This window comes from Nocardia sp. FBN12, assembly GCF_054031145.1.
On record NZ_CM132926.1, the window covers coordinates 238,914 to 258,587 of the forward strand.

Consider the following 19,674-nt stretch of genomic DNA (forward strand, 5'->3'; position numbering starts at 1 on the left):
ACGTGCTGTTTCGCACCTGTTGCGCACATTTTGCATTTCTATTGTGATTTGCATCGCACATATCAGGAATGGTCATTCCATAGTGGAGGGAGGGATAAGGCTGGCATAACTTAGGCGCGCCTTAGATGGTCTCCCATATGGCCCATATGGGAGATATGAATATCTCTTCGTAATGAAGAAATCGTAATTGATCAATACCTACTAAGGCGTGCCTAAGTAGGTATTGATGTACGAAAGGGTAGATCTCACAACGGGTTGTTTCCGGCGGGGTTGGTGTGCGTATCCTGTGCTCGACATCGCGCCATGGATTGAGGAGAACGAATGGCTACGATAATTCCCGACTATCGCCGGATGACCCGCGGCGACCGTCGGTCACTCATCGTCATGCTGCTCAAGGCTCGGCGCGAGGTCGACACCGACCTCGTCGTCGCCGCGCGCGAGTACAACGCTGCCAAGGCCCGCCTGGACGAACTTCAACAGCGCCGCTCGGACATCGAACACTCGCTGTCGTACATTGACTGAGAGAGGCAAAAGAGGTGCACATGCAGCAGAACTATCGGGTCATCAGTGACGGACGCCGATCGCTGGTGCTCGTCGACGGCAGACCCGTCGGCAGCTTCCAGCAGTTGGGTGCCACGGCCTGGATGTTCACCGCCTGTAACTACGCAGACGGCCGCGAAGACATCTTCCTCGGCACCGACTTCGATGAAGGTGTCGCCGAGCTGGTCCGTGTCTCCACCGGGAGCTGATTGGCACTCAGGAACGCCCCTCACCGCTGGTGGGGGGCGTTTCGTCTGTCACGGCGGGGGTCAGGATGCCAAGGCGCCAATGCAGGCGGGTGGCGGCTTCGGGGCGGTAATAGCGCTGGTGATAATCGGTCACGACACCGGTGCTGGGGTCGCGCATCGAGATGGTCTCGGCTGCTGAACGTGGTGGTGCGACCGGATTGGTCAGCATTGCCGACCACTGCGGATCGTGCTCGCAGGCCGCGGCGATCGCGGCGAATGTATCGGCGTTTTCCCACTCCGGGGCGTTGTCGAGCAAATAGGACACCGCCATATGGGTGTTACGGTGCCAGTTCACCATCACTCTGCGCGCGACCGGATCGTTGAACAGCCACACAACCCCGTTCATCCCCGCATCGAGGCCCGGAGCCAGGCGGCGTGCATGACCGTTGAGGGCGATCACGTCCCAGCTGCTGCCGTCGAACACCGCCGCCGGCATCTCCATCAACTCCAGTTGCGCCTGGTCAGCGGGCAAAATCTCAGCTGGCAGAGTGTCCTGACCGGCATCGGCGAACAGCTGTGGCCAGGCGCGGCGAGTCAGCTCGATCCGGTGCCGGGCGGGGATCCGCAGGGCATCGGCGATCGCGCCGAAGTTGGCGAACGACAGCGGCAACGCTCCCTGCTCGATCTTGCCGAGAGTGTCGGGCTTGATCCCGGATATGCGTGCGACTTCCTTGCGGCTCAAGCCCATTGAATCGCGCAATTCTTTCAGGTATGGCCCGAGGCCGGGATTTCTCATTTGCGTCATTGTTAGGCGAGCCTTTCTCGGTCCACCCCGCGTGACGGATTTGTTAGCCCCAACTATTTGACGTACCCAGTGAAGGGAGGTGATGCTGTGTTCAGTTCGAAGCTTGATCGAACTGTAATTCTGATGAGATCGAAGGGGGACACGTGAGCGCCGTGTCGCATGTCCATACGGAACGTGTATCGACTATGGGGCACCTATCGGTCATCACGATGTTGGTACCAGGTGGTAACACGCCTTACCAGACCGTGGTGCACGGAGGGCGGTGGGACGGACGCGAACAGCGATGCCGAACTCGCCGGTGTGCATTGGCCTGCCATGTCCGCATGTGTCGCGACGTCGGGATCACAGTGAGGAGCGATCGTGAACTACCGAGTGCCTCGAAGCAAGTGGCAGCAGCGAAAGAAGGACCTGCTGGACTGGGAGGCTGCGCAGCAGGCGCGCCAGAACTTGGCCGAGCAGGCCGAGGAGCTAGCGAACGAGGCTGAGACAGCCATGGCCGCCGGGGACGGTTTCGAGGCCAGCAGGCTGATGAACCTGCGCCACGGCGCACTGGGCGCGCGCGCCGAGATCGGCTACCTCGGTCTCGGCCTCTAGATACATCGAGGGGGCGAGCCAGATCGGCTCGCCCCCTCGGGTCCGGCCCACAATGTGTGCCTCTGCCGGAGCTTCAGATCGCCACCGGCCGCTATTCAGTTGTTCACTATTCAGTTGTGCCCGCCCGATAGGGCGAGGTTTGCTCCCACGTCTGGGAGCCAGAGCCTGTCAATTCCGGCTCGATCTCGAGCGTATCGGCCGGTCATAGGCCTGTCACGACGTTCTCACGCCCGTTGCAACGGCCACGCCGACTTCACTCCAGCGGCCTTGCTCTCCAGCTCGGCGGCCGAGACCAATATCTGTTCGGCGCGACGTCGTTTGTCGGCGGCCAGGTTCGCGAACCGCTGCCGCAACGCCTCGGCTTGGTCGCGATACCACCCGATCTGCATCTGTCCCAGCGTGGCACCGTTGAGCCGTCCGACCTCTGGGAACTTGCGACCCAGTACCCACGCCAACCGGATCGCGGCCAAGGTGTCGGCGTCGGCAGTGTGAGCGGTGCCCATGGTGAGTCCGTAGTGGCGGACCGCATCGGTAAGACGTCGCCGCCCGACCCGGTCGGGATCGCAGGCGCGGTCGATCACCAGCGGATCGACCAACAGCCCGCCGGCCAGTGGCTCCATCCCCAAACGCGCCAGCTCCGAGGAGATGATCGTGACGTCGTAGGCGGCGTTGTATGCCGCCATCGCCCGCCCCTCGCGCCACGCGGCGTTGAGCGCGTCACGGATTTCGCCGAGGCCTTGCCCATAGTCCATTCCCTCGGCGGCGGCGCGATCGGTGGTGATGCCGTGCACCCGGGCGGCTTCCTCGGGGATCTCGATGCCCGGGTTGAGCAGCCAGGTCCGCACCGACACCGTGCTGTCGTCGACGACCATCACACATGCGGTCACGATCCGTTCCCGTGTCGGGTCCAGCCCGGTGGTTTCGGTGTCGAATCCACCCAGCGGCAGCCTGATCCACGGGCGATCGGTCCAGGTCGGGTGCTGCATCACACGGCCTCGGCGGGACCGATCGGGCGGTCATCGAATCCGCGGTGCATACGCATGAACTCGGCCAGGACCAGACAGTGCCACGCCGCGGAGATCACGTGCGGGACACCGGTTTCGGGATCGTAGTCCTCGCCCCGCCAGAACGCCCATGCGTGGCGCATCATCGCATCGAAGCTCAGCGACCAGTCGAACCCGCGACGCCAATTGTCCGCCGAGTACTTTTCGGCGCCCTTGCCGCACAGCTCGGCCAGATCATGCAGCGGCACAGCAGGAATCAGCCCGTAGCGGTGGATCTTGCGGCCCTTCTGGCCGCCAGTCGCGCTGGTGATCCGCACCTCCTGCGCGCTCACCGGATGAACTCGGTGGCGTAGGCAGCGCCGATCAAGATCGAGGCGACGGTGTAGGCGCAGACCACACGCCACGCCAGCAGCGCCGACCGTTCACACGTGGTGTCGTCGGTGACGATGCTCCACAGGCAGATGATCGCGCCGATCAGCGCGCCGATGAAGGTCATCAACAGGTCGTACACGTGACCTCCTAGTACTCGATGGTGATGTCGGTGTCGGCAGGCAGCGCGACGATCTCGTTGCCGTGGGGGCCTTTGATCCGCAGCCGCACATAGCTTTGGAGGTGCTCGACCTCGAACAGCAGGCCGCGGCGGCGTTTGCGCCGGGCGGGGTCGTCGTAGGCGATGAGGCAGCCGAAGAACTCACGAGTGAGCCCGGACGCGGGCCGGATGGTGACGCTCATGCCGCGCCCCGCTGGAAAGCGCGGGTGGCCTGGGAATGCGAGATCCGCAGGATCCGCGCCAGCGAACTGACATTGAGGCCCCACGATGGATGGGTCATCGCCGCGGCGTAGGCCTGGCGCTGCCCGTGGGGCACCTTCACCCGTTGCCCGGCGATGAGCTTCCCGATCAGCTCGATGTCGATCACCGGTGCGGCTGGTGGTTCCACCGGTAGGTCCATGATCCGCCCGGCAACGTCGGCGGCGAACCCTTGGGTGTCGCGGCGGTTGACGATCCGCGAGATCGTCGACACCCCCACGTGCGCGGCCTTGGCCAGTTCGGCTTGGGTGTGGCCTAGCCGCAGCAACTCCAGCACACGCTCGTGCAGGTGTTCTCCGCTGTAGCGCCGGACCGTCGAACGTAGGTGTTCGATCGCGAGGTAGATGTGCGGCAGCAGTGCCGCGGCATCGGAGCGGAATTCGCCGGAGTCGGTGTTGAACGGGGTGTGCGACAGTGCGCGGTCGGCAGCGGTGATCAGTGCGTCGAGTTCGACGACGGAATAGTCGGTCACAGGGGGTCTTCCTCGTCGTAGATGGCTTCGATTTCCGTGGTCAGCAGCGCGGCCAGCCCGGTGGCGTTGTGGTAGGGCAGGGCTGAGGACGCGGCGACTTCGTATCCGGTGCCCGGACGCTCGCTTGACACTCCGGCCGAGATCAGGACCCATTCGGTGGCCAGCACGCCGGGGTGAAGGGCGTCCATCCAGCGCTGGATGGCGGCGTCGACCTCGGCCAGCTCGGCGGCGCGGCTCACGGGGTGCTCTCCTTGCAGATGTGGTGGGCCATCAGCGTCTGTTCGTCGGTGGAAACCAGGCGTTCGCGCAGCCCTTGCAGCAACAGCTCGCCGCACGATGGGCACTGATAAGCCACGCCGTGTTCGCTCAGCTGGGGTGAGGGCACCATCGCGGCAGCAGGTGTGGTCGGCGCGTTGGCGTCGGTGCCGAACGATTCGCGGGTCATGGTGATCACGGGCACGCCGAGGAACCGCACGGTGGTGCGTTGGTAGTGGACGTTCATTCGCGGACCAGACTGCTCGAGTGCGAGCTGATGAAGATGACGGTTCGGGGGTTGGCTCGGTCGAGTTCGATCACGCCGAACGCTGCCGTGCATTGCGAGTCATCGACCCACGCGACCTTGTTGCCGGCGTCGAAAACGTGCTTGAGCAAGTTGTCGACGTCGACGCGGCGGCGGGTGGAGCGGTAGAACTCGCACCCGACGGCCAAGTTGCCGGTCAGCGGCTCGCACAGTGTCGCGCGCAGGATCGCGGCGGTCGATGCTTCGGCCTCGACGTCGGCGGGGTGGGTGTATCGGCGGCCGTTGCCCAGGCGGGGGCGGCGCTTGGCGACCGGCTCGCCAGGGATGGTGATGACGTAGGCCGGGGACATCATCGCTTCGGCAGCCTCGCGCAGCCGCGCTGGAGTCTTCACAGGCTCAACCCGTCGGCGATGCGTTCCAGGTGCGCGATGGCGCTGCGGTGGAATCGTGTGCTCGGCGTCTGAGGGACCGGGATACCAGCCCAGACCATGCCGCCGATGTTGTCGCGGTCGAGCAGCGCGTAGGCGGCACATTCGCGTGTGGTGGTGCACCCGCCGCAAGCTCGTGCGAGGTTTTCGGCCTGTCGGCCGCCGCGATTGTCGGAAACGTAGAGCGCGAACTCCGCGGCTGTGCTCGACGTGCGGCACTTCGCCCGGACCATCCAGTCCCGGCTGTCGCTGGGCACGAGTGATTCACTCCATCTCGGTGGTGTGGGTGATCCGTCAGCCGCAGCTGCGCCTCCCGGGAAGGTTGCAGACCGGGTCGTGGGCGCGCTTTCAATTCCGCGGGTCGGGGCGTAGGGGTTCCCGGTGGCGGTGATGTTGACGGCTGACGGATCAGGGGAAGGGCGGTCTAGAAGGGCGGGGCGTCGTCGCTCGCGCTGGCATCCGAACCCCATGGGTCACCGGATCCGCTGCGGGAACCACCGCCGCCCTTGGCCGCCTTGGTCACTTTCGCCGTGGCGTGCTTGAGTGAGGGCCCGACCTCGTCGACCTCGAGTTCGACCACGGTGCGCTTCTCACCCTCGCGGGTTTCGTAGGAGCGCTGCTTGAGCCGACCAGAGACGATCACACGCGCGCCTCGCTGGAGACTCTCAGCGACATTCTCGGCAGCCTCGCGCCAAATGTTGCAGCGCAGGAACAGTGCATCACCGTCTTTCCATTCGCTCGAGTTCTTGTCATAAACTCGGGGAGTGGAAGCAACGGTGAAATTGGCCACCGCCTGACCGGCTGGAGTGAATCGAAGTTCTGGGTCAGCGGTTAGATTTCCGATGACCGTAATTACTGTTTCGCCTGCCATTCGGCGGGGCTCCTCTCTTTCTGCTGATTTCGAGGCTAACAGCGTGGAGGTGCCCGGGAACGGGGGGTGTAATCGGTTGGATTAGGCTATCTAGCTGGGAAAACAGCCAGCGAATTGGATGAGGTTTATCTGCTTCCCGAAACGGTGACAGTCTTTATTGCTCGGTGTTGACATGCCGAAAAAGCCGGTCCGCAAAATTGCTGGACCGGCATTTTCGGACGTCGGCTACAGGCTGTTGACGGCATCCGCCAATTCAATGCACAAGCCCTCGTTGATATAGGCCGTGGTATGTCGGCCTTCGGTGAGATACGCGTTGGCCTGGGCGATCACATCGGCGGTGTCGCGCCAATTCTGAGGCTCCCACCAACGCTGGAATCGCCGCCGCACAGCCAGGTCGACGATCGAGGCACCCCACTGCGCGAACTCCTGCGGCGAGGAGATCGACATGTAGGCACTCATGTCGGCCAAGTACCGCAGCATCGACCCCTCCGGCAGGGCACAGATCGGATCGCGGAACGCGGCTGCGTGTAGCGCCGGCATCGTGGTGATCGCCAGCTCGCCGACCACGCCATAGCCGCCCGGGTCGGTGCCCACACACAGTCCGCGGGGCCGCGACGGACAAGCGATCAGCGCCGCGGCCCGCACGTCCAGGTCCGGATACAGCTCGATCTCAGCGGCGACCTCGGCCGCCACCGCAGCGCCCTGGGAGTACCCGGCAACGATCACCGGATTCGGCGAGTCCCGGATCGCCTGCACGAGGGCGCTTTTGCCGAAGCCGACACTGCTGCGGTACGACATCGGCGTGCCGTACGCGGCGGGGTAGGGCACGTACTGGTACCGGAACCGGCGACGGTCGAGCGCGTTGGCGAAGGTCTCGGTCACCGGGTCGCCGTTGGGGTTCCAGGTGCCGCCCATGATGAGGACGTCGATCATTCGGTGAAGGCCTTTCGGTCGTGATGGCTGGCGCGGGTAACGGTGAAGACCAGATGCCCACGCGTGTCGTCGGTGGGGTCGGTCTGGAAGACGATCCGGTCGAAGCTGTACACGGCGACGGTGTTCGGGTCGGTGACGATGAGCGCGTGTTCGTTGCCGATGATGTCGATCTCAGGCAGGCCGGGCATGGCCACCTCCGTTGATCCATTCGATGTCGGCCAGAGGGTCGGATTCGGTTGACGCATCAGGCATGGGGGGTGCGTCCTCGGGCCGGTACATGAAGGTGAAGTCCGGGTGTGGCAGGCCCCGCACGACCATCGACCCGCAGTGGGGGCAGTGCGCCATCCCGCCCGGGATGTCTTGACGGTGGGTGGGCCACCACGGCCAGGGGCACGGGTCGCCCATGTCGTCGAGGCAGTCGAGGATCCCCGGCTGAGGTAGCACGACCTCGGCCGCCTCCTGTGGCGACAGGTCACTCCAGTGACGCTTCTGGTCAGGCACGGTCAAGCTCCGATCTTGGCGAAATGAGGTCGCCACGGCAGGGTGACGATGGTGTCGCGGGTTCCGGTCCGGTTCTTGGCGACGATCAGTTCGATCTCCCCGGTCGGCAAGCCCTCCATGGTGGGGTGGTGCAGCAGGATCGCTACGTCGCAGTCCTGCTCGATATCGCCGGTTTCGCGTAGATCGCTCAGCACCGGCGGGCGACTGGACTGGTCAGGACCGCGGTTGAGCTGGCACGCCAGCACCACGGCCACGGACAGCTCTTTGGACAGCTTGACCAGCTCTTTCATGATGTGGCCCAGGCTTTCTCGCCGATCACGCTTGCCGCGTGAGGCGCTCACCAGGCCCAGATAGTCCACGCAGATCGCGTCCAGGCCGCCGCGCGCCGACATCTGCCGGGCTGTCTCGCTGATGTGTTCCACCGTCATCGACGGGTTGTCCATCAGCCATAGCTCCGTCTCGGCGACTCGGGAACTGCGGTACAGCTCAAGCTTGTAGCGGTCGCGTTCCACCACCTCGCGCCGGGTAATGCGCCCGTAGTCGGCTTCGGCACCGGAGGCCATGATCCGCGAGACCATCTCCAGCTCAGGCATTTCCAGACTGCACATCAGCACCGGTGAGCCCGCCTCGGCCAAGTGCTGGCCGATGTTGAGCAGCCCGACGGTCTTACCGCCACCGGGACGACCAGCGATCACATACGTCCGACCCGGGTGCAGCCCACCACCGATGACGTCATCGAGATGCGGCCACGGGCTGGGGAAGATCCGCACTTTCTCCGCGGGGGCGTGCAGCCAGAGCCACCAGTCTTCGACCGCGTCCGACAACCGCCGAACCCCTTCGGGCAACGGCGCCTGGGTCCACACGAACTCGTCGAGCCGTCGCCCTGCCGCGATGTGATCAGCAGCGTCCTTGCCCTCGGCGGGCGAGACGATGCAGGGCTCGGCACGCCCGGCCAGCAGGCCGGCGACCTGGTTGGCGTGCGCCAGGCCGACATCGTCCATATCGCGCACGATCACCACGCGCCGTCCGTAGAGCGGGCTCAGATCAGCCAGGTGGGCTTTCCCCGCACCCATCGCAGTACAGGTCGCGATCTCACCGAGCGCCTCGAGGGCCAAGACATCTTTCTCCCCTTCGACGAACCAGATCACCCGGTCCGGGTCAGCCTCAGCGACCCGAGATGCCCGAAACAGTGACGAGCCCTTCGTGTTCCCCGCCTGCTTGAACTCCTTGCTCGGGGACCGGCGCACAATTCGGCCGTCGTCGTATCGGTACTCCGCGCCGCGCGGCTGATCGAACAGGTCGACCAATCCCAGCCCGACCGATTCCAGCACCGTGTCGGTGTCATCGCTGTGACAGTGGATGAGGACCTGGCCCTCGATCGCGCGAATCGACACACTTCGGTCCGCCGCAGAATGTCCCGGGGCCTGGGCCTGCGCGACACCGCTGCTGCGCTCGAGCACGATCAGCCCAGCAGCACGGAAGGCGTCGACGACGCGTTGATAAGCGATCATTGCAGTTCTAGTTGCTCTCCGTTGGCGAGGGCCTTGGCGACGAGGCGGGCACGGTTGCGGTCGATCCAGCGCCGGAATTCCTTGCGGTGGAACGCCGTCAGCGCATCCGGGTCCTCGGCGGACACCGTCGTCGGCGGCGGCCACGGCGGGGACCAATCCAGCCCGGTCATTTGCTGGATGGCTTGGGAGTACGGGTGCTGGGACCAGCGATCGAGGAACGCTTCGATCCGCGCCGGCGAACTGGTTACCGGCAGGGCCGCCACTCCTGCGATCACATCGCCCGGCTTGATCGGAAACCGGCCCGGCTTGCGGTAGTAGTTCTTCACCGCGGCCACCGCGTCCTCGGGTCCGATGCCCTGGCCGTCGAACAACGTCGCCCAGGCCTGTATCCGCAGCTTCGTGGGCTCTGGCATCTGAGCGTCGATCGCTGCTGCCATCGCATAAGCGGCCGTAGCGGCCTCGATGTGGGTGGTCACAGCGTCTCGACCTGGTAGGCAATCGCGGGCATCGGCGCTGCCTCGGGACTCATCTCGGCCATGAGCTGGCGGCCGATATCGAGCGCATCAGCGAAGCCACGTTCTGCGGTGCGCCGGTTCGGGTTTCGATCCGGCAAAGGCGCGTCGTGCCACCGTTCACCGTTGAGCCACGTCGCTCCGTAAGGGGTGAATCGGTCCTCGCGATTGGGGTCCTCGGAGAACGCGACCGTGGCGCGCATCAGCTCGGCGAAACCGACCTTGGCCAACGCAGTGGTGAAAGCCCGCTCGGCGTCACGACGAGCCTGCTTGCGCGGCCACACCTGCCACCACGAATCGAACCGAGGGTCCGAGGTGACCGCGACGGCACGCGAACGAGCGACCCGGCCTGCACCGGGCAGCTGCAGCTGCTCGTCGCCCGGCACCCGATGCACCACCGAACGCTCAAGCAGCATCTGCCGGTCGTTCTCGCTGCCGAGACTTTCCCAGATCTGAACAGGCAGGGCCGCAACGTTGTGCCGCGACAGATACATCCATCCCTTGACCAGCATCACCAGCTGGGCGGGAGAAAGCGGCAGATAGGCCGGACCATGCGGAAAGTCGTCGGGAATCGAAACCTTCACGCCGCCAGCACCTTCCACACCATCGGCGTGGCACCCGGCTTGGCCTGCGACATCTTGATCTCGCGGCGGCGCGGCTTGCTCCACCGGCACGGCTTGTGCGCCGGGTCGTCGATGCTGTCCTCGTCCCACTCGAACGGCAATGCCCAGCGTTGCAACCGGCCCAACTCTCGCGACCGAGGGCTGCGACCGGGATACAGCTGCCAGACCCGAAACACCGCGTCCAGCCGGTCGGCCACCTCGGCCGGCACAGACGACACCGACCCGTTTGCCAGCTCGAGCACCGACCGCATCGACAGGCAGGCCCGCGCCGCCAGCCACGGCACCGTGTGCCCGCTGGCGATCAGCGCTTGAACGCGCCGGACCGAACCGAGCGCATCGACGTGGCCGTCCGGGATCGGTGCACGCACCGCCTCCACCGCCATCAGCCGTTCATGGGTCGTCACGGTGATAGTCCGCTGGCCCGCCAGAATCTGGATGATCGACTGCCGCGACACACCCGCCTCGCGGGCGATCCGTTTGCGGGATGAGCTTTGCAGGAGGTAGAGCAGGTGCTCATGGACGGTGTCGGCGGGGACCAAAGCCACGGCTGCCACGAGGGCTCCTTCGTTAGGGCATGGGAAATAGACCCTGCGCGGACAGGCGCCCGCGCAGGGCTGGAGAGGAAAGGGACTAGCGCTTGGGCTGGCCGTACGTGATCAGCCATTCCTTGAGCGCTTCGGGAAAGATCAGCTTGCGGCGGCCGATCTCCAGATAGGCCAACTGGCAATCACGCATCGCGTCGTAGATGGTGCGGGGGTGGACCCCGATGGCGTCGGCGGCCTGTTGCACGTTGTAGGAGATCTTCTCGCTCATGCGACGTCGGCGAAGTCGTCGTAGCTGTCGTCAACGGCGGCCGGGCTGGTCAGGTCGACGAGCATGCCTCCGGTGACCCGAAGGTTTAGTGCTGAGGTCGACACGAACTTTTCCAGTTCACGGACTGCGACCTTGCGGTGCATCGGCGCGGCCGGCGAATTCCACGGTGAGGCAGCGTTGTCCGAGCCGCGGGACTTGGCCTTGGACGCGGCGATCATCTCCTTGGTGGCCTCGGCCACCTTCGAGATGGCACCGCCCTGGAACTGAACCGCGTAGGCGTAGGCGGACACCGGCTTGCCGCGGTCGCCCTTGGCCTTGCTGTGGCGGGGCCGCTCGTCGACGTTCTGGTCGAACTCGTATTCGTCGTGCTCGTAGACGGCCTCGACGATGACCTTGGAGTACAGGGCACTGCGCTGAATCCGCTGAATGATGCCCTTGTAGTCCTCCCAGCCCTCGATGCTGGAGCCCTTGGGCACGAGGTGGAAGAGACCGCCACCGGGTTCGTGACCCAAGGTGGCGCACCGCATCAGCGCCCGCATCAGCGACGCTCCGCGGTCACGGCGGAAGATCTCGGCCAACTTGTCATCGGCGTTGACCGCCGAGATCGCCAGGCGCACCCAGCGGTCCACGGTCATCGTCGGCGGCAGAACGCTGGCGAAGTCGGCGCGGTGCCGTGTGATCAAGCTCGCCGGAGTGGATTTGGCGGCAGAAGCGGCGTCGATGATGGATTCGGTCACAGTGCGTTCCGTTCGGTTTCGGGGATATAGCGGGCCCAGACCGCGGTGTCGCGGGTGTCGGCCTCGTAGGTTCCGGCGGGTTGAAAAGCAACGAGGTTGCCCTTCCTGATCGCACTGGCTTGCGCTAGTGCGCGCTTGGGTGTCGCGCAGGTCATCACCCGACCCCACTGGCCCTTGTTCGCCTCCAGCTCGGCCGCTTCCTCCAGGTAGGAGGCGGGTCGGCCGGAGGCACGCGCCACGCGCGGGGGGAGGGTGTTGAGCAACTCCACGTCAGGGTCCTTTCACGGCATCAGTGATGGTTGAAAACTTCGGTCGGGCAGCAGATTTGACGAAGGGAGTGCCGTTTCCCTTGGGCGGGCGCTGCCGGTAGGCGACTTTCTGCTCGCCGCACATCGCGCGCCACGCCTCGCCCATGACCTTGGCCAGTTCGCTACGCACGCCCATCAGCTGGGATTCGGCGGTTTCGGCTTCCCCGAGGGCGGCCCACCAGCGATCGGCCAGGTCGGCGCTGATCTGGAGCGTGGTGCCGTCGATCTCGGGATGCAGCTCGCGCAGCACGGCGTAGGTCGCGGAGTGGTCGTCGATATCCGGCTCGACGTCGTTGGCCAGGTCTTGCATGAACTGCGCGCCGGTGGCGATGAGCAGTTCGATCTCCTCGGCGGTTGGCTCGACGCGGTAGGTGCGCCAGTCGCCGACACCGAAGACCACCCGCACCCACATACCGGGCAGGCCCATGACCGCGCAGTACCACGTGACCTGGGTGCGGTAGTAGATCGGGATCTCGTCGGTGCCCTCGGTGCCCCACTTGTCGTCGCGAGCGGCGCACTTGATCTCCAGGCCGTCGACCAAGTTGCCGTTGGCGTCCCAGATCAGCCCGTCGGGGTTGGCGATCATCCACGGGTGCTCGGCGTGGCGGTAGGTGATTCCGGAGGTCATCGTGTGACCGGGCGGAAGCAGGTTGTCGCGGTAGTGGTCGAAGATCACGGGCTCGAACAAGCTGCCCATGAGCATGTAGAGGTTCTCGCGGACCGGCGGGAGCTTGTCCTGTTTGCGCCACCACAATGTGAAGCGCGACTCCCACGGGCTCAGCCCGAGGACCGCGGAGATCTCGCTGCCGCCGAGACCGCTCGCGCGTGCGGCGTGCCACTGGGGGGAGCCGCTGGGGAACTCGCCGATAGCGACGGCGGGCCCGGGGTTTAGGTGTGTTGTGGAGATCACTGTCGATTCGCTTGGGGTCGCCAAGCCCCCACGCGCGGACGGTTTTACGAGGTTTATCCGGGCGTAGATGAGGCTCTATGTCGGCTGTTTATGCTGGTAGGGGAGAAGACCATTGGGTCTCGTACGTAGACACCGTAACGCATTAACGCGGTTTATGTCGAGCTGCGAGCCGATAGCTGACCAGGAAAAGACCCCGTAAATCTGCTATAGAAAGTGATTTACGCGGGTTATCGACGTACTATGGCCGCGAACCTTGACATAGAAAAGAGGAGGCGGTCATGGCCCGAGGTAAGCCGGTCGGCGAGCCGTGGGCGACGCCGATGATTGCCCGCGGGTACGTCGAGCCGCGCAGCAACAACCCCAGCATCCAGGCGCTCGCCGCTGCGGCCGGCCTGGGGCCGACCACGGTTCAGCGAATCATCCGGCGCGAGGCGATCCCCGAGCGCCGAACCCAGGGCAAGCTGGCCAAGGCCCTCGGCATCGACATCGACACGCTCGCCGAATGGGTCGATCTCAAGGAACGCGTCGCAGTCCAGCCCCACTGGACTCCTCCGCGAGCAGTCGCCACGCTGACCGAAGAGGACTTGCTCCAGGTCGAAGCGTTGATCAACGAACTCGCACTCAAGCGCATTCGAGGTCGCGTCGGCGCTGGCAAGGACTGACCCCCCAACGGCGCGAAGGCCCACCCGAACGAATCGGGTGGGCCTTCGCTGCGTCTACGGCCACTCAGGCTGCGGGGAGTTCGTCCTCGCCGTAGTGGTCATGGTCGGCGGCCTCCAACTCGGCGGCATCAACAACATCGTGGCCGCGATCGAGCAGTGCGCGAAACGTGGCGGCCCGGAACTCTGCGACCACCGGCACGCCCTCGCCGGTGTCGATCTCGATCGTTATGTACGCGTTGTCCTCGACCGCCCCGCCACGGATGGTGACCGTCTCCAGCCCCATGGCCACGAACTGCGCCGCGGCCGGTTCTGGTGGGTGATGCAGCACGGCGAAACCCTTCGGGTCAGGCGAGGCGAGATCCTCGATATGCAGGATCGTACGTCAGGTTTATTCGCCTGTTTCCCGGGGTGTCACCGCTTGGGCAGACGGCGGCGGGTCGGAGTCCGACTGTGCGGCAACCGGTTTGCCGCTCTGATTCGAGTCTCGATCTCAGGTGGGATTCTGTGACCGGGTTCACAGGATGTCTAACCCCTGAACGTTCCTATGCAGGTTGGAGAGAGGGGTTTGAGTGACCCAAATCACAGCAAAATTCTCCTCAGAGAAGTCGCTGGTCAGGGCTCTGGAGGCGGAAATCAGGCGCTCCGGCCGTCCCTCCGCAGAGGGGGTGGGTAGTTTTGTGGGTAGCTCAACCAGAGGTTGAGCGTTCCACATCGCTATAACACCAGGTAGACCTGGTGCTTCTGAGTGCGCCATCAGGGACTTGAACCCCGAACCCGCTGATTAAGAGTCAGCTGCTCTGCCAATTGAGCTAATGGCGCATGTTTTGTTCTTTGCCCCGTCTCCGGTGCGGAACAAACATTAGCAGGCCGTGGGCCGGAAAGTGAAATCGGGCGCTGACCAGCGCCAATGCCGTGTATCGGGCGTTGTTAACGCCGACGGCCCTCGTACGTATCTAACGATTGTGACTTGGTCGTGTCGCGGGGGCTTTCCCGTTGGAACCGGCCGGACTAGCTGGCAGAATGGGCGAGACGTCGAGTTCGTAACGCCCCCCGCCTACACGGATGGCAGTAGCGATTCGGTATGTGGGATCTGCGGCGCACTGTTATCGCGTCGGTACGGAAACGGGGTTGACATGGGTAAGAAGCGGGGGCGACCTCGGTCGCTGCGGACGATCGTTCCGGTGGTGCTGCTGGCGGTATTCGCCCTGGGGGCATCGGCGTGTTCGGCCGCGGAGGGTGCCGGCGTGGAGGTGGCGATCGATCGCAACCCTCTCGCCGAGCTGATCAAGCCGAAACTGGTCTCGACCATCAAGGACGGGCAGGTGGGTGTCTCGCCCGGGATGCCGATGGCCTTCCAGGTCGAGGACGGCAAGTTCACCGACGTCACGCTGACCAATCAGCAGGGCGGTGTGGTGGCGGGCCAGCTGGCCGCGGACGGCCGCTCCTGGGCGACCGCCGAGGTGCTCGGCTACGGCAAGACCTACAAGCTCACGGCTTCGGCCATCGGGCTCGGTGGCGCCAACTCCTCGACGCTGAGCTTCACCACCAGCTCGCCGAAGAGCCAGACCAAGCCGTACCTGCTGCCCGGTGAGGGTGACGTGGTCGGCATCGGTCAGCCGGTGGCGATCCAGTTCGACGAGAACATCCCCGATCGCCGGGCCGCGCAGGAGGCCATCAAGATCACCACCGAGCCCGCCGTCGAGGGGGCCTTCTACTGGGTGAACAATCGCGAAGTGCGGTGGCGCCCAGAGCATTACTGGGCACCGGGCACCAAGGTGACCGTCGATGTGAACGTCTACGGCAAGGACCTGGGCAAGGGTCTGTACGGCCAGGACAACATCCATTCGTTCTTCACCATCGGCGACGCGGTGATCTTCACCGCCGACGACAACACCCACCAGGTGACGGTGGAGAAGAACGGTCAGGTGATCATGACCATGCCCACCTCGATGGGTAAGGACAGCACGCCCACCGACAACGGCATCTACATCGTCAGCGACCGGCACGAGAAGATCGTGATGGATTCCTCGACCTACGGTGTGGCGGTGAACTCGGCCGACGGGTATCGCACGCCGGTCGACTACGCGACGCGAATCTCCTACAGCGGCATCTTCTTCCACTCGGCGCCGTGGTCGGTCGGGCAGCAGGGTTACTCCAACGCGAGTCACGGCTGCCTGAATCTGAGTCCGGCGAACGCGCGCTGGGTGTACGAGAACGCCAAGCGTGGCGACATCACCATCATCAAGAACACGGTCGGCGGCACCCTGTCCGGTGTCGACGGGCTCGGTGACTGGAACATCGCGTGGCCGGAATGGAAGGCGGGCAACGCCGACGCTCCGTAGGCGCACGAAAAGCGAAGGGGCACCGGATGTTTCCGGTGCCCCTTCGCTGTGTCTGTGGTCAGTGCGGCGTGGGAAGCTCGCTGCAGTCCATCATCGCCTCGCCCGCGACGGCGAGGGCGCTGCCGAACGCGCCGCACAGGATGCGTCCGCCGAACAGCAGGCGGTCGAGGTTGGGCAGGCCGGCCGAGCCGGTGCCGGAGGAGCCGGTGGTTTCGACGCCGGTGGTGGAGCCGCTCTGCGCCGAACCGGATTCGGGCTGATCGCTCGGCAGGCCGAAGTCGCCGGTGGGGGTCTCCGCCGTGAAATCGGTGAGGGGTAGGCCGGGCGAGGCGGCCGCGGTCCCCGCGACAGGGCCGAGCACGGTGGCGGCCGCGAGGATGGCGACGACGGTGGAACGCTTCATCAAGGGGTCTTTCCGGTCGAGCGCTGACGCTGTGGCGAGATCTGCCCCACATCTGGGCAGCGGTCCAAAGTGTAGCGGTCAAACGTGACGTTCGTCATGGTGGAGCGGGTTATCCGGCTTCGGCCAAGTCCGGTTCGTCGCGGTGGATCTCGGACGCGACGCTCAGGTGGTCGACGACCACTCGGCGTGCGCCGCAGTGGCAGCGCTGATAGGCGACGAGGCCCTCGCTGGTCCGGTGGCGTGACTCGAGTTGCCAGGTGTGCGCGGGGTGGTTTTCCATGCTTCGAGTCTGATGTAATGGCATTGTGCATTACAACCATTACGGGCGTGAGCCGGTGCTGCTCGGCGTCGATCTGCTCAATGATCCGTGTTCGAGTGCCGGGGAGTTGGCGCGGCGCTGTGCCGACGCGGGTTTGGTGCTGAGTGCGCCCGTGTCAGCCGCCGATCTCACGTCGGTGACGGCTTTTCTGGGGCGCTGGCGTGCCGTGGTGGAGTGCGCGGACCGGGCCGAGCGGGCGGCGCTGCTCAATGTGTTGCTGGCCGAGTACGCGTCCCCGCCCCGCCTGACCGACCACGTGGGCGACGGCTGGCATCTGCATTTCCGGCCCCCCGAGGTGCCGACGGACCGCCAGATCGCGGCGATGATCACCGTGGGGACGGCATTGCACCTGACCGGGCTCGGCATGGACCGCTTGGGCGCCTGCGAGGCGCAGGGGTGTTCCCAGGTGTACGCCGACATTTCGCGCAACGGCCGACAACGCTTCTGTAGTCCGGCCTGTGCGAACCGGTCGGCCGTCCGAAGGCACCGGGCCGGTCGCGCAGTTGGTGACAGCCTGCCGGTGCGGGGCACACCCTGATGTGACCACGCCTGCCTGTAGTGCGGCGAAGGATCGGCGCGATGACGGCGTGTGCGCGAAAGGCCGATGGTGTTCGCCGCGAGTAATACGACCGCGGACCCGCGCCGCCGACCCGTGGCGGCGCGAGCTCGTGATCAGGGCTGAACCGGGAAATTGGCGCTCAAGATGTTTCGCGGATCGCGGGCCTGCTTGATCGCGCGGAGGCGTTCCAAGGTGGCTGTGTCGAAGGCGGCCTCGGCCGATTCACCTGGCGCGAGGAAGGTGTACGGCTTCTTGCCGGTGACGTGGGCGCCGAGGTCGTCGACGATGCTGGTGAAGGCGGTCTGGACGTCGTCGATCAGGTGGGGGAGTCCGAGCCCGAGCAAGTAGAGGGCGTAGGGCTCGGCGACCGGGCCGCGGGCGCCGTGTTCGCGAGTGGTGTCGGCGAGGGCCCCACCGAGGGCACGGATCTGGATGTTGAGCAGGGGTGCGACCGGTGCGTCGATGAGCGTCTTGACGACCGCGTCGCCCAGGTCGGTGAGCAGTTCGCCGCGCGAGAGCGACGGGCTCGGGTCGGTGGGTTCGGCGGTGATGGTGCCGATCCGGTCGGGGGTCATGGTGGCGCGGGTGTCGGCGAGCGCGCCGGTGATGGTGTCGAGGCGGCTGGTCAGCTCGCGGCCCCGCGCCTCGTCACCGAGGTAGGCGAAGTCGATCGCGACGGTCGGTGCGGCGCCGGGAATCTGGTAGCGCTGCAACCACACCGACAGTTCCGGCGGTGCGTCGGTGGTGAGTGCGGTGAAGACGTCGAACACGTCGTGGGTGCGCTCGGCCGACCAGCTCACCCGCCCGCCGTAGAGCCGCGGTAGTTCGAACAGGTCGATCTCGAGCGCGGTGACGATCGCGAAGTCGCCACCGCCGCCGCGCAGTGCCCAGAACAGCTCCGGATCGGCGTCGGCGCTCACTCGTGCGCGGTTGCCGTCGGCGTCGACGATCTCGAACGCGCGGACCGCGTCGGCCGCCCACCCGTGCTTGCGGGCCAGCCAGCCGAAGCCGCCGCCCAGGGTGTACCCGGTCACACCGACCACGGGATTGCTGCCCGCGAGCCCGCTCAGGCCGTGTGCGGCGGCCGCGGTCTGGACGGCGCCCCACTGGGTGCCGGAGCCGATGCGGGCCACCCGCGCGACCGGGTCGATGTCGATGGTGTCGAGGTGGCCGGTGCGCACGAGGATCGTGTCGTCGATGTCGCCGGTCGCGCCGTGGCCGGTCGGCTGGGTGACCACCGTGCGGCCCGCGCGGTTCGCGTAGCGCACGAGGTTCGCGAGGTCGTCGGCGTCGGCGACCTCGACGACGGCGGCGACCGTCTGGGCGATCGCGGTGTTCCACGGGCGGGCCGCGAGGTCGAATGCGGTATCGCCCGGCAGGAGAACGTTTCCGCGGAGATCGGCGCGCAGTTCGTTGATGCTCATGATCAGTAGACGATGCCGGACCGGCGAGTGTGACATGCACGCGGCGAACAAAGAAGGCCCGGTCCTGGGGACCGGGCCTTCTCTTCGGGGTGACCGACGGGACTCGAACCCGCGACATCCAGGATCACAACCTGGTGCTCTACCAACTGAACTACGGTCACCATCACCGGTGAATCACCGGCGCCGTCGATACTAGCGTGAGTTTGGTGCCAGGCCCTAATCCGCTGGTAGAGGGCTCGAACCGGTGACATCCACGGCCTCGGTGGCCGCCTGCGCGGCGGCCGCGATCTCGGTGGTCGATGGCCCGGGCAGCGGCACGAAGGCGGTGCGGCGGTAGTACTCGAGTTCGCGGATGGATTCCTTGATGTCGGCCAGCGCGCGGTGCGCAAGGCCCTTCTCCGGCTGGCCGAAGTAGATGCGCGGGTACCAGCGCCTGCACAGTTCCTTGATCGAGCTCACGTCGACCATCCGGTAGTGCAGGTGCGCGTCGAGTTCGGGCATGTCGCGGGCGATGAAACCGCGATCGGTGCCGATGGAATTACCGCACAGCGGCACCGTGCGCGCGGTAGGCGCGTACTCGCGGATATAGTCGAGTACCTGCTGCTGGGCCTGCTCGAGGGTGACGGTCGAACGCCGAACCTCGTCGGTCAGACCGGATTTAGCGTGCATGGTGGCGACGACCGGTGGCATGCAGGCCAGGGCGGCGTCGTCGGCGTGGATGACGATGTCGACACCGTCACCGAGAATGTTGAGGTCGCTGTCGGTTACGAGCGCGGCGATCTCGATCAGCTTGTCGCTGTCGAGACGGAGCCCCGTCATTTCGCAATCCATCCAGACCAAAAGTTTGTCGGACACCGAGCCACCCTAACGGGGTAGGCGTGAACCTC

At 65.5% G+C, this 19,674-nt stretch carries 33 protein-coding genes and 2 tRNA genes; 6 read left to right on the plus strand and 29 right to left on the minus strand.

Translation table 11 applies throughout. The features are described from left to right. Window positions 1-321 precede the first annotated feature (321 nt). On the plus strand, window positions 322-522 hold the full coding sequence (locus ACWZHB_RS01335; protein WP_427906118.1) for a hypothetical protein: 201 nt from the start codon (window positions 322-324) through the stop codon (window positions 520-522). Between the two features lie 20 nt (window positions 523-542). Further along, window positions 543-749 (plus strand): hypothetical protein, encoded by a 207-nt coding sequence (locus ACWZHB_RS01340; RefSeq protein WP_427906119.1) that lies wholly within the window; start codon window positions 543-545, stop codon window positions 747-749. A 7-nt stretch (window positions 750-756) separates the two neighbouring features. Here the strand turns inward: ACWZHB_RS01340 and ACWZHB_RS01345 are convergent, their stop codons facing one another. Further along, window positions 757-1,524: a helix-turn-helix domain-containing protein gene (locus ACWZHB_RS01345; RefSeq protein WP_427906120.1), complete on the minus strand. Its 768-nt coding sequence runs from the start codon at window positions 1,522-1,524 to the stop codon at window positions 757-759. Window positions 1,525-1,893: 369 nt separating this feature from the next. Between ACWZHB_RS01345 and ACWZHB_RS01350 the strand changes: the two genes are divergently transcribed. Then, window positions 1,894-2,127, plus strand: coding sequence for a hypothetical protein (locus ACWZHB_RS01350; protein ID WP_427906121.1), 234 nt, complete (start codon window positions 1,894-1,896; stop codon window positions 2,125-2,127). Window positions 2,128-2,351: 224 nt separating this feature from the next. On the opposite strand, the gene ACWZHB_RS01355 is transcribed toward ACWZHB_RS01350, so the two are convergent. The 21 genes from ACWZHB_RS01355 to ACWZHB_RS01455 all read right to left on the minus strand — a co-directional run bounded on the left by ACWZHB_RS01355 (window position 2,352) and on the right by ACWZHB_RS01455 (window position 13,078). Continuing rightward, a complete protein-coding gene (locus ACWZHB_RS01355) occupies window positions 2,352-3,113 on the minus strand; it encodes an exonuclease domain-containing protein (protein ID WP_427906122.1) in 762 nt (253 codons plus the stop codon). Further along, complete coding sequence (locus tag ACWZHB_RS01360) at window positions 3,113-3,463, minus strand: dATP/dGTP diphosphohydrolase domain-containing protein (protein WP_427906123.1); 351 nt, start codon at window positions 3,461-3,463, stop codon at window positions 3,113-3,115. Before ACWZHB_RS01360 ends, ACWZHB_RS01355 begins: the two co-directional genes overlap by 1 nt. Then, window positions 3,460-3,642, minus strand: a complete 183-nt coding sequence (locus ACWZHB_RS01365) for a hypothetical protein (protein WP_427906124.1) — start codon at window positions 3,640-3,642, stop codon at window positions 3,460-3,462. The genes ACWZHB_RS01360 and ACWZHB_RS01365 overlap by 4 nt, the downstream gene beginning before the upstream one ends. Before the next feature lie 8 nt (window positions 3,643-3,650). Further along, window positions 3,651-3,863: a hypothetical protein gene (locus tag ACWZHB_RS01370; RefSeq protein ID WP_427906125.1), complete on the minus strand. Its 213-nt coding sequence runs from the start codon at window positions 3,861-3,863 to the stop codon at window positions 3,651-3,653. Continuing rightward, entirely contained in the window at window positions 3,860-4,411 is a 552-nt protein-coding gene (locus ACWZHB_RS01375; protein WP_427906126.1) for a helix-turn-helix domain-containing protein, read from the minus strand. The genes ACWZHB_RS01370 and ACWZHB_RS01375 overlap by 4 nt, the downstream gene beginning before the upstream one ends. Beyond that, window positions 4,408-4,650, minus strand: coding sequence for a hypothetical protein (locus tag ACWZHB_RS01380; RefSeq protein ID WP_427906127.1), 243 nt, complete (start codon window positions 4,648-4,650; stop codon window positions 4,408-4,410). Before ACWZHB_RS01380 ends, ACWZHB_RS01375 begins: the two co-directional genes overlap by 4 nt. Continuing rightward, window positions 4,647-4,913 (minus strand): hypothetical protein, encoded by a 267-nt coding sequence (locus ACWZHB_RS01385; protein ID WP_427906128.1) that lies wholly within the window; start codon window positions 4,911-4,913, stop codon window positions 4,647-4,649. The genes ACWZHB_RS01380 and ACWZHB_RS01385 overlap by 4 nt, the downstream gene beginning before the upstream one ends. Beyond that, entirely contained in the window at window positions 4,910-5,323 is a 414-nt protein-coding gene (locus tag ACWZHB_RS01390) for a RusA family crossover junction endodeoxyribonuclease (RefSeq protein WP_427906129.1), read from the minus strand. Before ACWZHB_RS01390 ends, ACWZHB_RS01385 begins: the two co-directional genes overlap by 4 nt. Further along, a complete protein-coding gene (locus ACWZHB_RS01395; RefSeq protein ID WP_427906130.1) occupies window positions 5,320-5,616 on the minus strand; it encodes a WhiB family transcriptional regulator in 297 nt (98 codons plus the stop codon). The genes ACWZHB_RS01390 and ACWZHB_RS01395 overlap by 4 nt, the downstream gene beginning before the upstream one ends. A gap of 167 nt (window positions 5,617-5,783) precedes the next feature. Continuing rightward, on the minus strand, window positions 5,784-6,230 hold the full coding sequence (locus ACWZHB_RS01400; RefSeq protein WP_427906131.1) for a single-stranded DNA-binding protein: 447 nt from the start codon (window positions 6,228-6,230) through the stop codon (window positions 5,784-5,786). Between the two features lie 225 nt (window positions 6,231-6,455). Then, window positions 6,456-7,163, minus strand: a complete 708-nt coding sequence (locus ACWZHB_RS01405) for an alpha/beta fold hydrolase (protein ID WP_427906132.1) — start codon at window positions 7,161-7,163, stop codon at window positions 6,456-6,458. Continuing rightward, window positions 7,160-7,351, minus strand: a complete 192-nt coding sequence (locus tag ACWZHB_RS01410) for a hypothetical protein (RefSeq protein WP_427906133.1) — start codon at window positions 7,349-7,351, stop codon at window positions 7,160-7,162. The genes ACWZHB_RS01405 and ACWZHB_RS01410 overlap by 4 nt, the downstream gene beginning before the upstream one ends. Next, entirely contained in the window at window positions 7,335-7,664 is a 330-nt protein-coding gene (locus tag ACWZHB_RS01415) for a hypothetical protein (RefSeq protein ID WP_427906134.1), read from the minus strand. The genes ACWZHB_RS01410 and ACWZHB_RS01415 overlap by 17 nt, the downstream gene beginning before the upstream one ends. 2 nt (window positions 7,665-7,666) lie before the next feature. Beyond that, window positions 7,667-9,175 (minus strand): DnaB-like helicase C-terminal domain-containing protein, encoded by a 1,509-nt coding sequence (locus tag ACWZHB_RS01420; RefSeq protein ID WP_427906135.1) that lies wholly within the window; start codon window positions 9,173-9,175, stop codon window positions 7,667-7,669. Continuing rightward, window positions 9,172-9,651: a hypothetical protein gene (locus ACWZHB_RS01425; protein WP_427906136.1), complete on the minus strand. Its 480-nt coding sequence runs from the start codon at window positions 9,649-9,651 to the stop codon at window positions 9,172-9,174. The genes ACWZHB_RS01420 and ACWZHB_RS01425 overlap by 4 nt, the downstream gene beginning before the upstream one ends. Beyond that, on the minus strand, window positions 9,648-10,271 hold the full coding sequence (locus ACWZHB_RS01430) for a hypothetical protein (RefSeq protein WP_427906137.1): 624 nt from the start codon (window positions 10,269-10,271) through the stop codon (window positions 9,648-9,650). Before ACWZHB_RS01430 ends, ACWZHB_RS01425 begins: the two co-directional genes overlap by 4 nt. Beyond that, window positions 10,268-10,864: a hypothetical protein gene (locus ACWZHB_RS01435; protein WP_427906138.1), complete on the minus strand. Its 597-nt coding sequence runs from the start codon at window positions 10,862-10,864 to the stop codon at window positions 10,268-10,270. Before ACWZHB_RS01435 ends, ACWZHB_RS01430 begins: the two co-directional genes overlap by 4 nt. A 76-nt stretch (window positions 10,865-10,940) precedes the next feature. Continuing rightward, window positions 10,941-11,123: a helix-turn-helix domain-containing protein gene (locus ACWZHB_RS01440; RefSeq protein ID WP_427906139.1), complete on the minus strand. Its 183-nt coding sequence runs from the start codon at window positions 11,121-11,123 to the stop codon at window positions 10,941-10,943. Continuing rightward, a complete protein-coding gene (locus ACWZHB_RS01445) occupies window positions 11,120-11,860 on the minus strand; it encodes a recombinase RecT (RefSeq protein WP_427906140.1) in 741 nt (246 codons plus the stop codon). The genes ACWZHB_RS01440 and ACWZHB_RS01445 overlap by 4 nt, the downstream gene beginning before the upstream one ends. After that, window positions 11,857-12,129 (minus strand): hypothetical protein, encoded by a 273-nt coding sequence (locus ACWZHB_RS01450; RefSeq protein WP_378766374.1) that lies wholly within the window; start codon window positions 12,127-12,129, stop codon window positions 11,857-11,859. The genes ACWZHB_RS01445 and ACWZHB_RS01450 overlap by 4 nt, the downstream gene beginning before the upstream one ends. A 1-nt stretch (window position 12,130) precedes the next feature. Continuing rightward, complete coding sequence (locus ACWZHB_RS01455; protein ID WP_427906141.1) at window positions 12,131-13,078, minus strand: YqaJ viral recombinase family nuclease; 948 nt, start codon at window positions 13,076-13,078, stop codon at window positions 12,131-12,133. Between the two features lie 278 nt (window positions 13,079-13,356). Between ACWZHB_RS01455 and ACWZHB_RS01460 the strand changes: the two genes are divergently transcribed. Next, a complete protein-coding gene (locus ACWZHB_RS01460; protein ID WP_427906142.1) occupies window positions 13,357-13,740 on the plus strand; it encodes a helix-turn-helix domain-containing protein in 384 nt (127 codons plus the stop codon). Between the two features lie 64 nt (window positions 13,741-13,804). Here ACWZHB_RS01460 and ACWZHB_RS01465 read toward each other — a convergent pair whose 3' ends face one another. Both ACWZHB_RS01465 and ACWZHB_RS01470 read right to left on the minus strand, forming a co-directional pair. After that, window positions 13,805-14,068, minus strand: a complete 264-nt coding sequence (locus tag ACWZHB_RS01465; RefSeq protein ID WP_427906143.1) for a hypothetical protein — start codon at window positions 14,066-14,068, stop codon at window positions 13,805-13,807. A 418-nt stretch (window positions 14,069-14,486) separates the two neighbouring features. Beyond that, window positions 14,487-14,559 (minus strand) — tRNA-Lys (locus ACWZHB_RS01470). Between the two features lie 314 nt (window positions 14,560-14,873). On the opposite strand from ACWZHB_RS01470, the gene ACWZHB_RS01475 reads away from it, so the two are divergent. After that, the gene (locus tag ACWZHB_RS01475) at window positions 14,874-16,082 is read left to right on the plus strand and encodes a L,D-transpeptidase (RefSeq protein WP_427906144.1); all 1,209 of its coding nucleotides are present in this window, start codon (window positions 14,874-14,876) and stop codon (window positions 16,080-16,082) included. Between the two features lie 58 nt (window positions 16,083-16,140). Here the strand turns inward: ACWZHB_RS01475 and ACWZHB_RS01480 are convergent, their stop codons facing one another. After that, window positions 16,141-16,485: a hypothetical protein gene (locus ACWZHB_RS01480; RefSeq protein ID WP_427906145.1), complete on the minus strand. Its 345-nt coding sequence runs from the start codon at window positions 16,483-16,485 to the stop codon at window positions 16,141-16,143. A gap of 109 nt (window positions 16,486-16,594) precedes the next feature. Then, window positions 16,595-16,765, minus strand: coding sequence for a hypothetical protein (locus ACWZHB_RS01485; protein WP_427906146.1), 171 nt, complete (start codon window positions 16,763-16,765; stop codon window positions 16,595-16,597). Between the two features lie 25 nt (window positions 16,766-16,790). On the opposite strand from ACWZHB_RS01485, the gene ACWZHB_RS01490 reads away from it, so the two are divergent. Next, window positions 16,791-17,342, plus strand: coding sequence for a CGNR zinc finger domain-containing protein (locus tag ACWZHB_RS01490; protein ID WP_427906147.1), 552 nt, complete (start codon window positions 16,791-16,793; stop codon window positions 17,340-17,342). A gap of 134 nt (window positions 17,343-17,476) precedes the next feature. Here ACWZHB_RS01490 and ACWZHB_RS01495 read toward each other — a convergent pair whose 3' ends face one another. The 3 genes from ACWZHB_RS01495 to orn all read right to left on the minus strand — a co-directional run bounded on the left by ACWZHB_RS01495 (window position 17,477) and on the right by orn (window position 19,642). Next, window positions 17,477-18,787: an FAD-binding oxidoreductase gene (locus tag ACWZHB_RS01495; RefSeq protein WP_427906148.1), complete on the minus strand. Its 1,311-nt coding sequence runs from the start codon at window positions 18,785-18,787 to the stop codon at window positions 17,477-17,479. An 88-nt stretch (window positions 18,788-18,875) separates the two neighbouring features. Continuing rightward, window positions 18,876-18,948, minus strand: a tRNA-His gene (locus tag ACWZHB_RS01500). 55 nt (window positions 18,949-19,003) lie between these two features. After that, window positions 19,004-19,642: an oligoribonuclease gene (gene orn / locus ACWZHB_RS01505; protein WP_427906149.1), complete on the minus strand. Its 639-nt coding sequence runs from the start codon at window positions 19,640-19,642 to the stop codon at window positions 19,004-19,006. Window positions 19,643-19,674: the final 32 nt, after the last annotated feature.

Coding starts and splice junctions, on each gene's coding strand:
- ACWZHB_RS01460 (WP_427906142.1), top strand. CDS start 13,357: ATGGCCCGAGGTAAGCCGGTCGGCGAGCCGTGGGCGACGCCGATGATT.
- ACWZHB_RS01475 (WP_427906144.1), top strand. CDS start 14,874: ATGGGTAAGAAGCGGGGGCGACCTCGGTCGCTGCGGACGATCGTTCCG.
- ACWZHB_RS01405 (WP_427906132.1), bottom strand. CDS start 7,163: ATGATCGACGTCCTCATCATGGGCGGCACCTGGAACCCCAACGGCGAC.
- ACWZHB_RS01480 (WP_427906145.1), bottom strand. CDS start 16,485: ATGAAGCGTTCCACCGTCGTCGCCATCCTCGCGGCCGCCACCGTGCTC.
- ACWZHB_RS01420 (WP_427906135.1), bottom strand. CDS start 9,175: ATGATCGCTTATCAACGCGTCGTCGACGCCTTCCGTGCTGCTGGGCTG.
- ACWZHB_RS01385 (WP_427906128.1), bottom strand. CDS start 4,913: ATGAACGTCCACTACCAACGCACCACCGTGCGGTTCCTCGGCGTGCCC.
- ACWZHB_RS01340 (WP_427906119.1), top strand. CDS start 543: ATGCAGCAGAACTATCGGGTCATCAGTGACGGACGCCGATCGCTGGTG.
- ACWZHB_RS01345 (WP_427906120.1), bottom strand. CDS start 1,524: ATGAGAAATCCCGGCCTCGGGCCATACCTGAAAGAATTGCGCGATTCA.
- ACWZHB_RS01410 (WP_427906133.1), bottom strand. CDS start 7,351: ATGCCCGGCCTGCCTGAGATCGACATCATCGGCAACGAACACGCGCTC.
- ACWZHB_RS01440 (WP_427906139.1), bottom strand. CDS start 11,123: ATGAGCGAGAAGATCTCCTACAACGTGCAACAGGCCGCCGACGCCATC.
- ACWZHB_RS01355 (WP_427906122.1), bottom strand. CDS start 3,113: ATGCAGCACCCGACCTGGACCGATCGCCCGTGGATCAGGCTGCCGCTG.
- ACWZHB_RS01335 (WP_427906118.1), top strand. CDS start 322: ATGGCTACGATAATTCCCGACTATCGCCGGATGACCCGCGGCGACCGT.
- ACWZHB_RS01485 (WP_427906146.1), bottom strand. CDS start 16,765: ATGGAAAACCACCCCGCGCACACCTGGCAACTCGAGTCACGCCACCGG.
- ACWZHB_RS01370 (WP_427906125.1), bottom strand. CDS start 3,863: ATGAGCGTCACCATCCGGCCCGCGTCCGGGCTCACTCGTGAGTTCTTC.
- ACWZHB_RS01400 (WP_427906131.1), bottom strand. CDS start 6,230: ATGGCAGGCGAAACAGTAATTACGGTCATCGGAAATCTAACCGCTGAC.
- ACWZHB_RS01495 (WP_427906148.1), bottom strand. CDS start 18,787: ATGAGCATCAACGAACTGCGCGCCGATCTCCGCGGAAACGTTCTCCTG.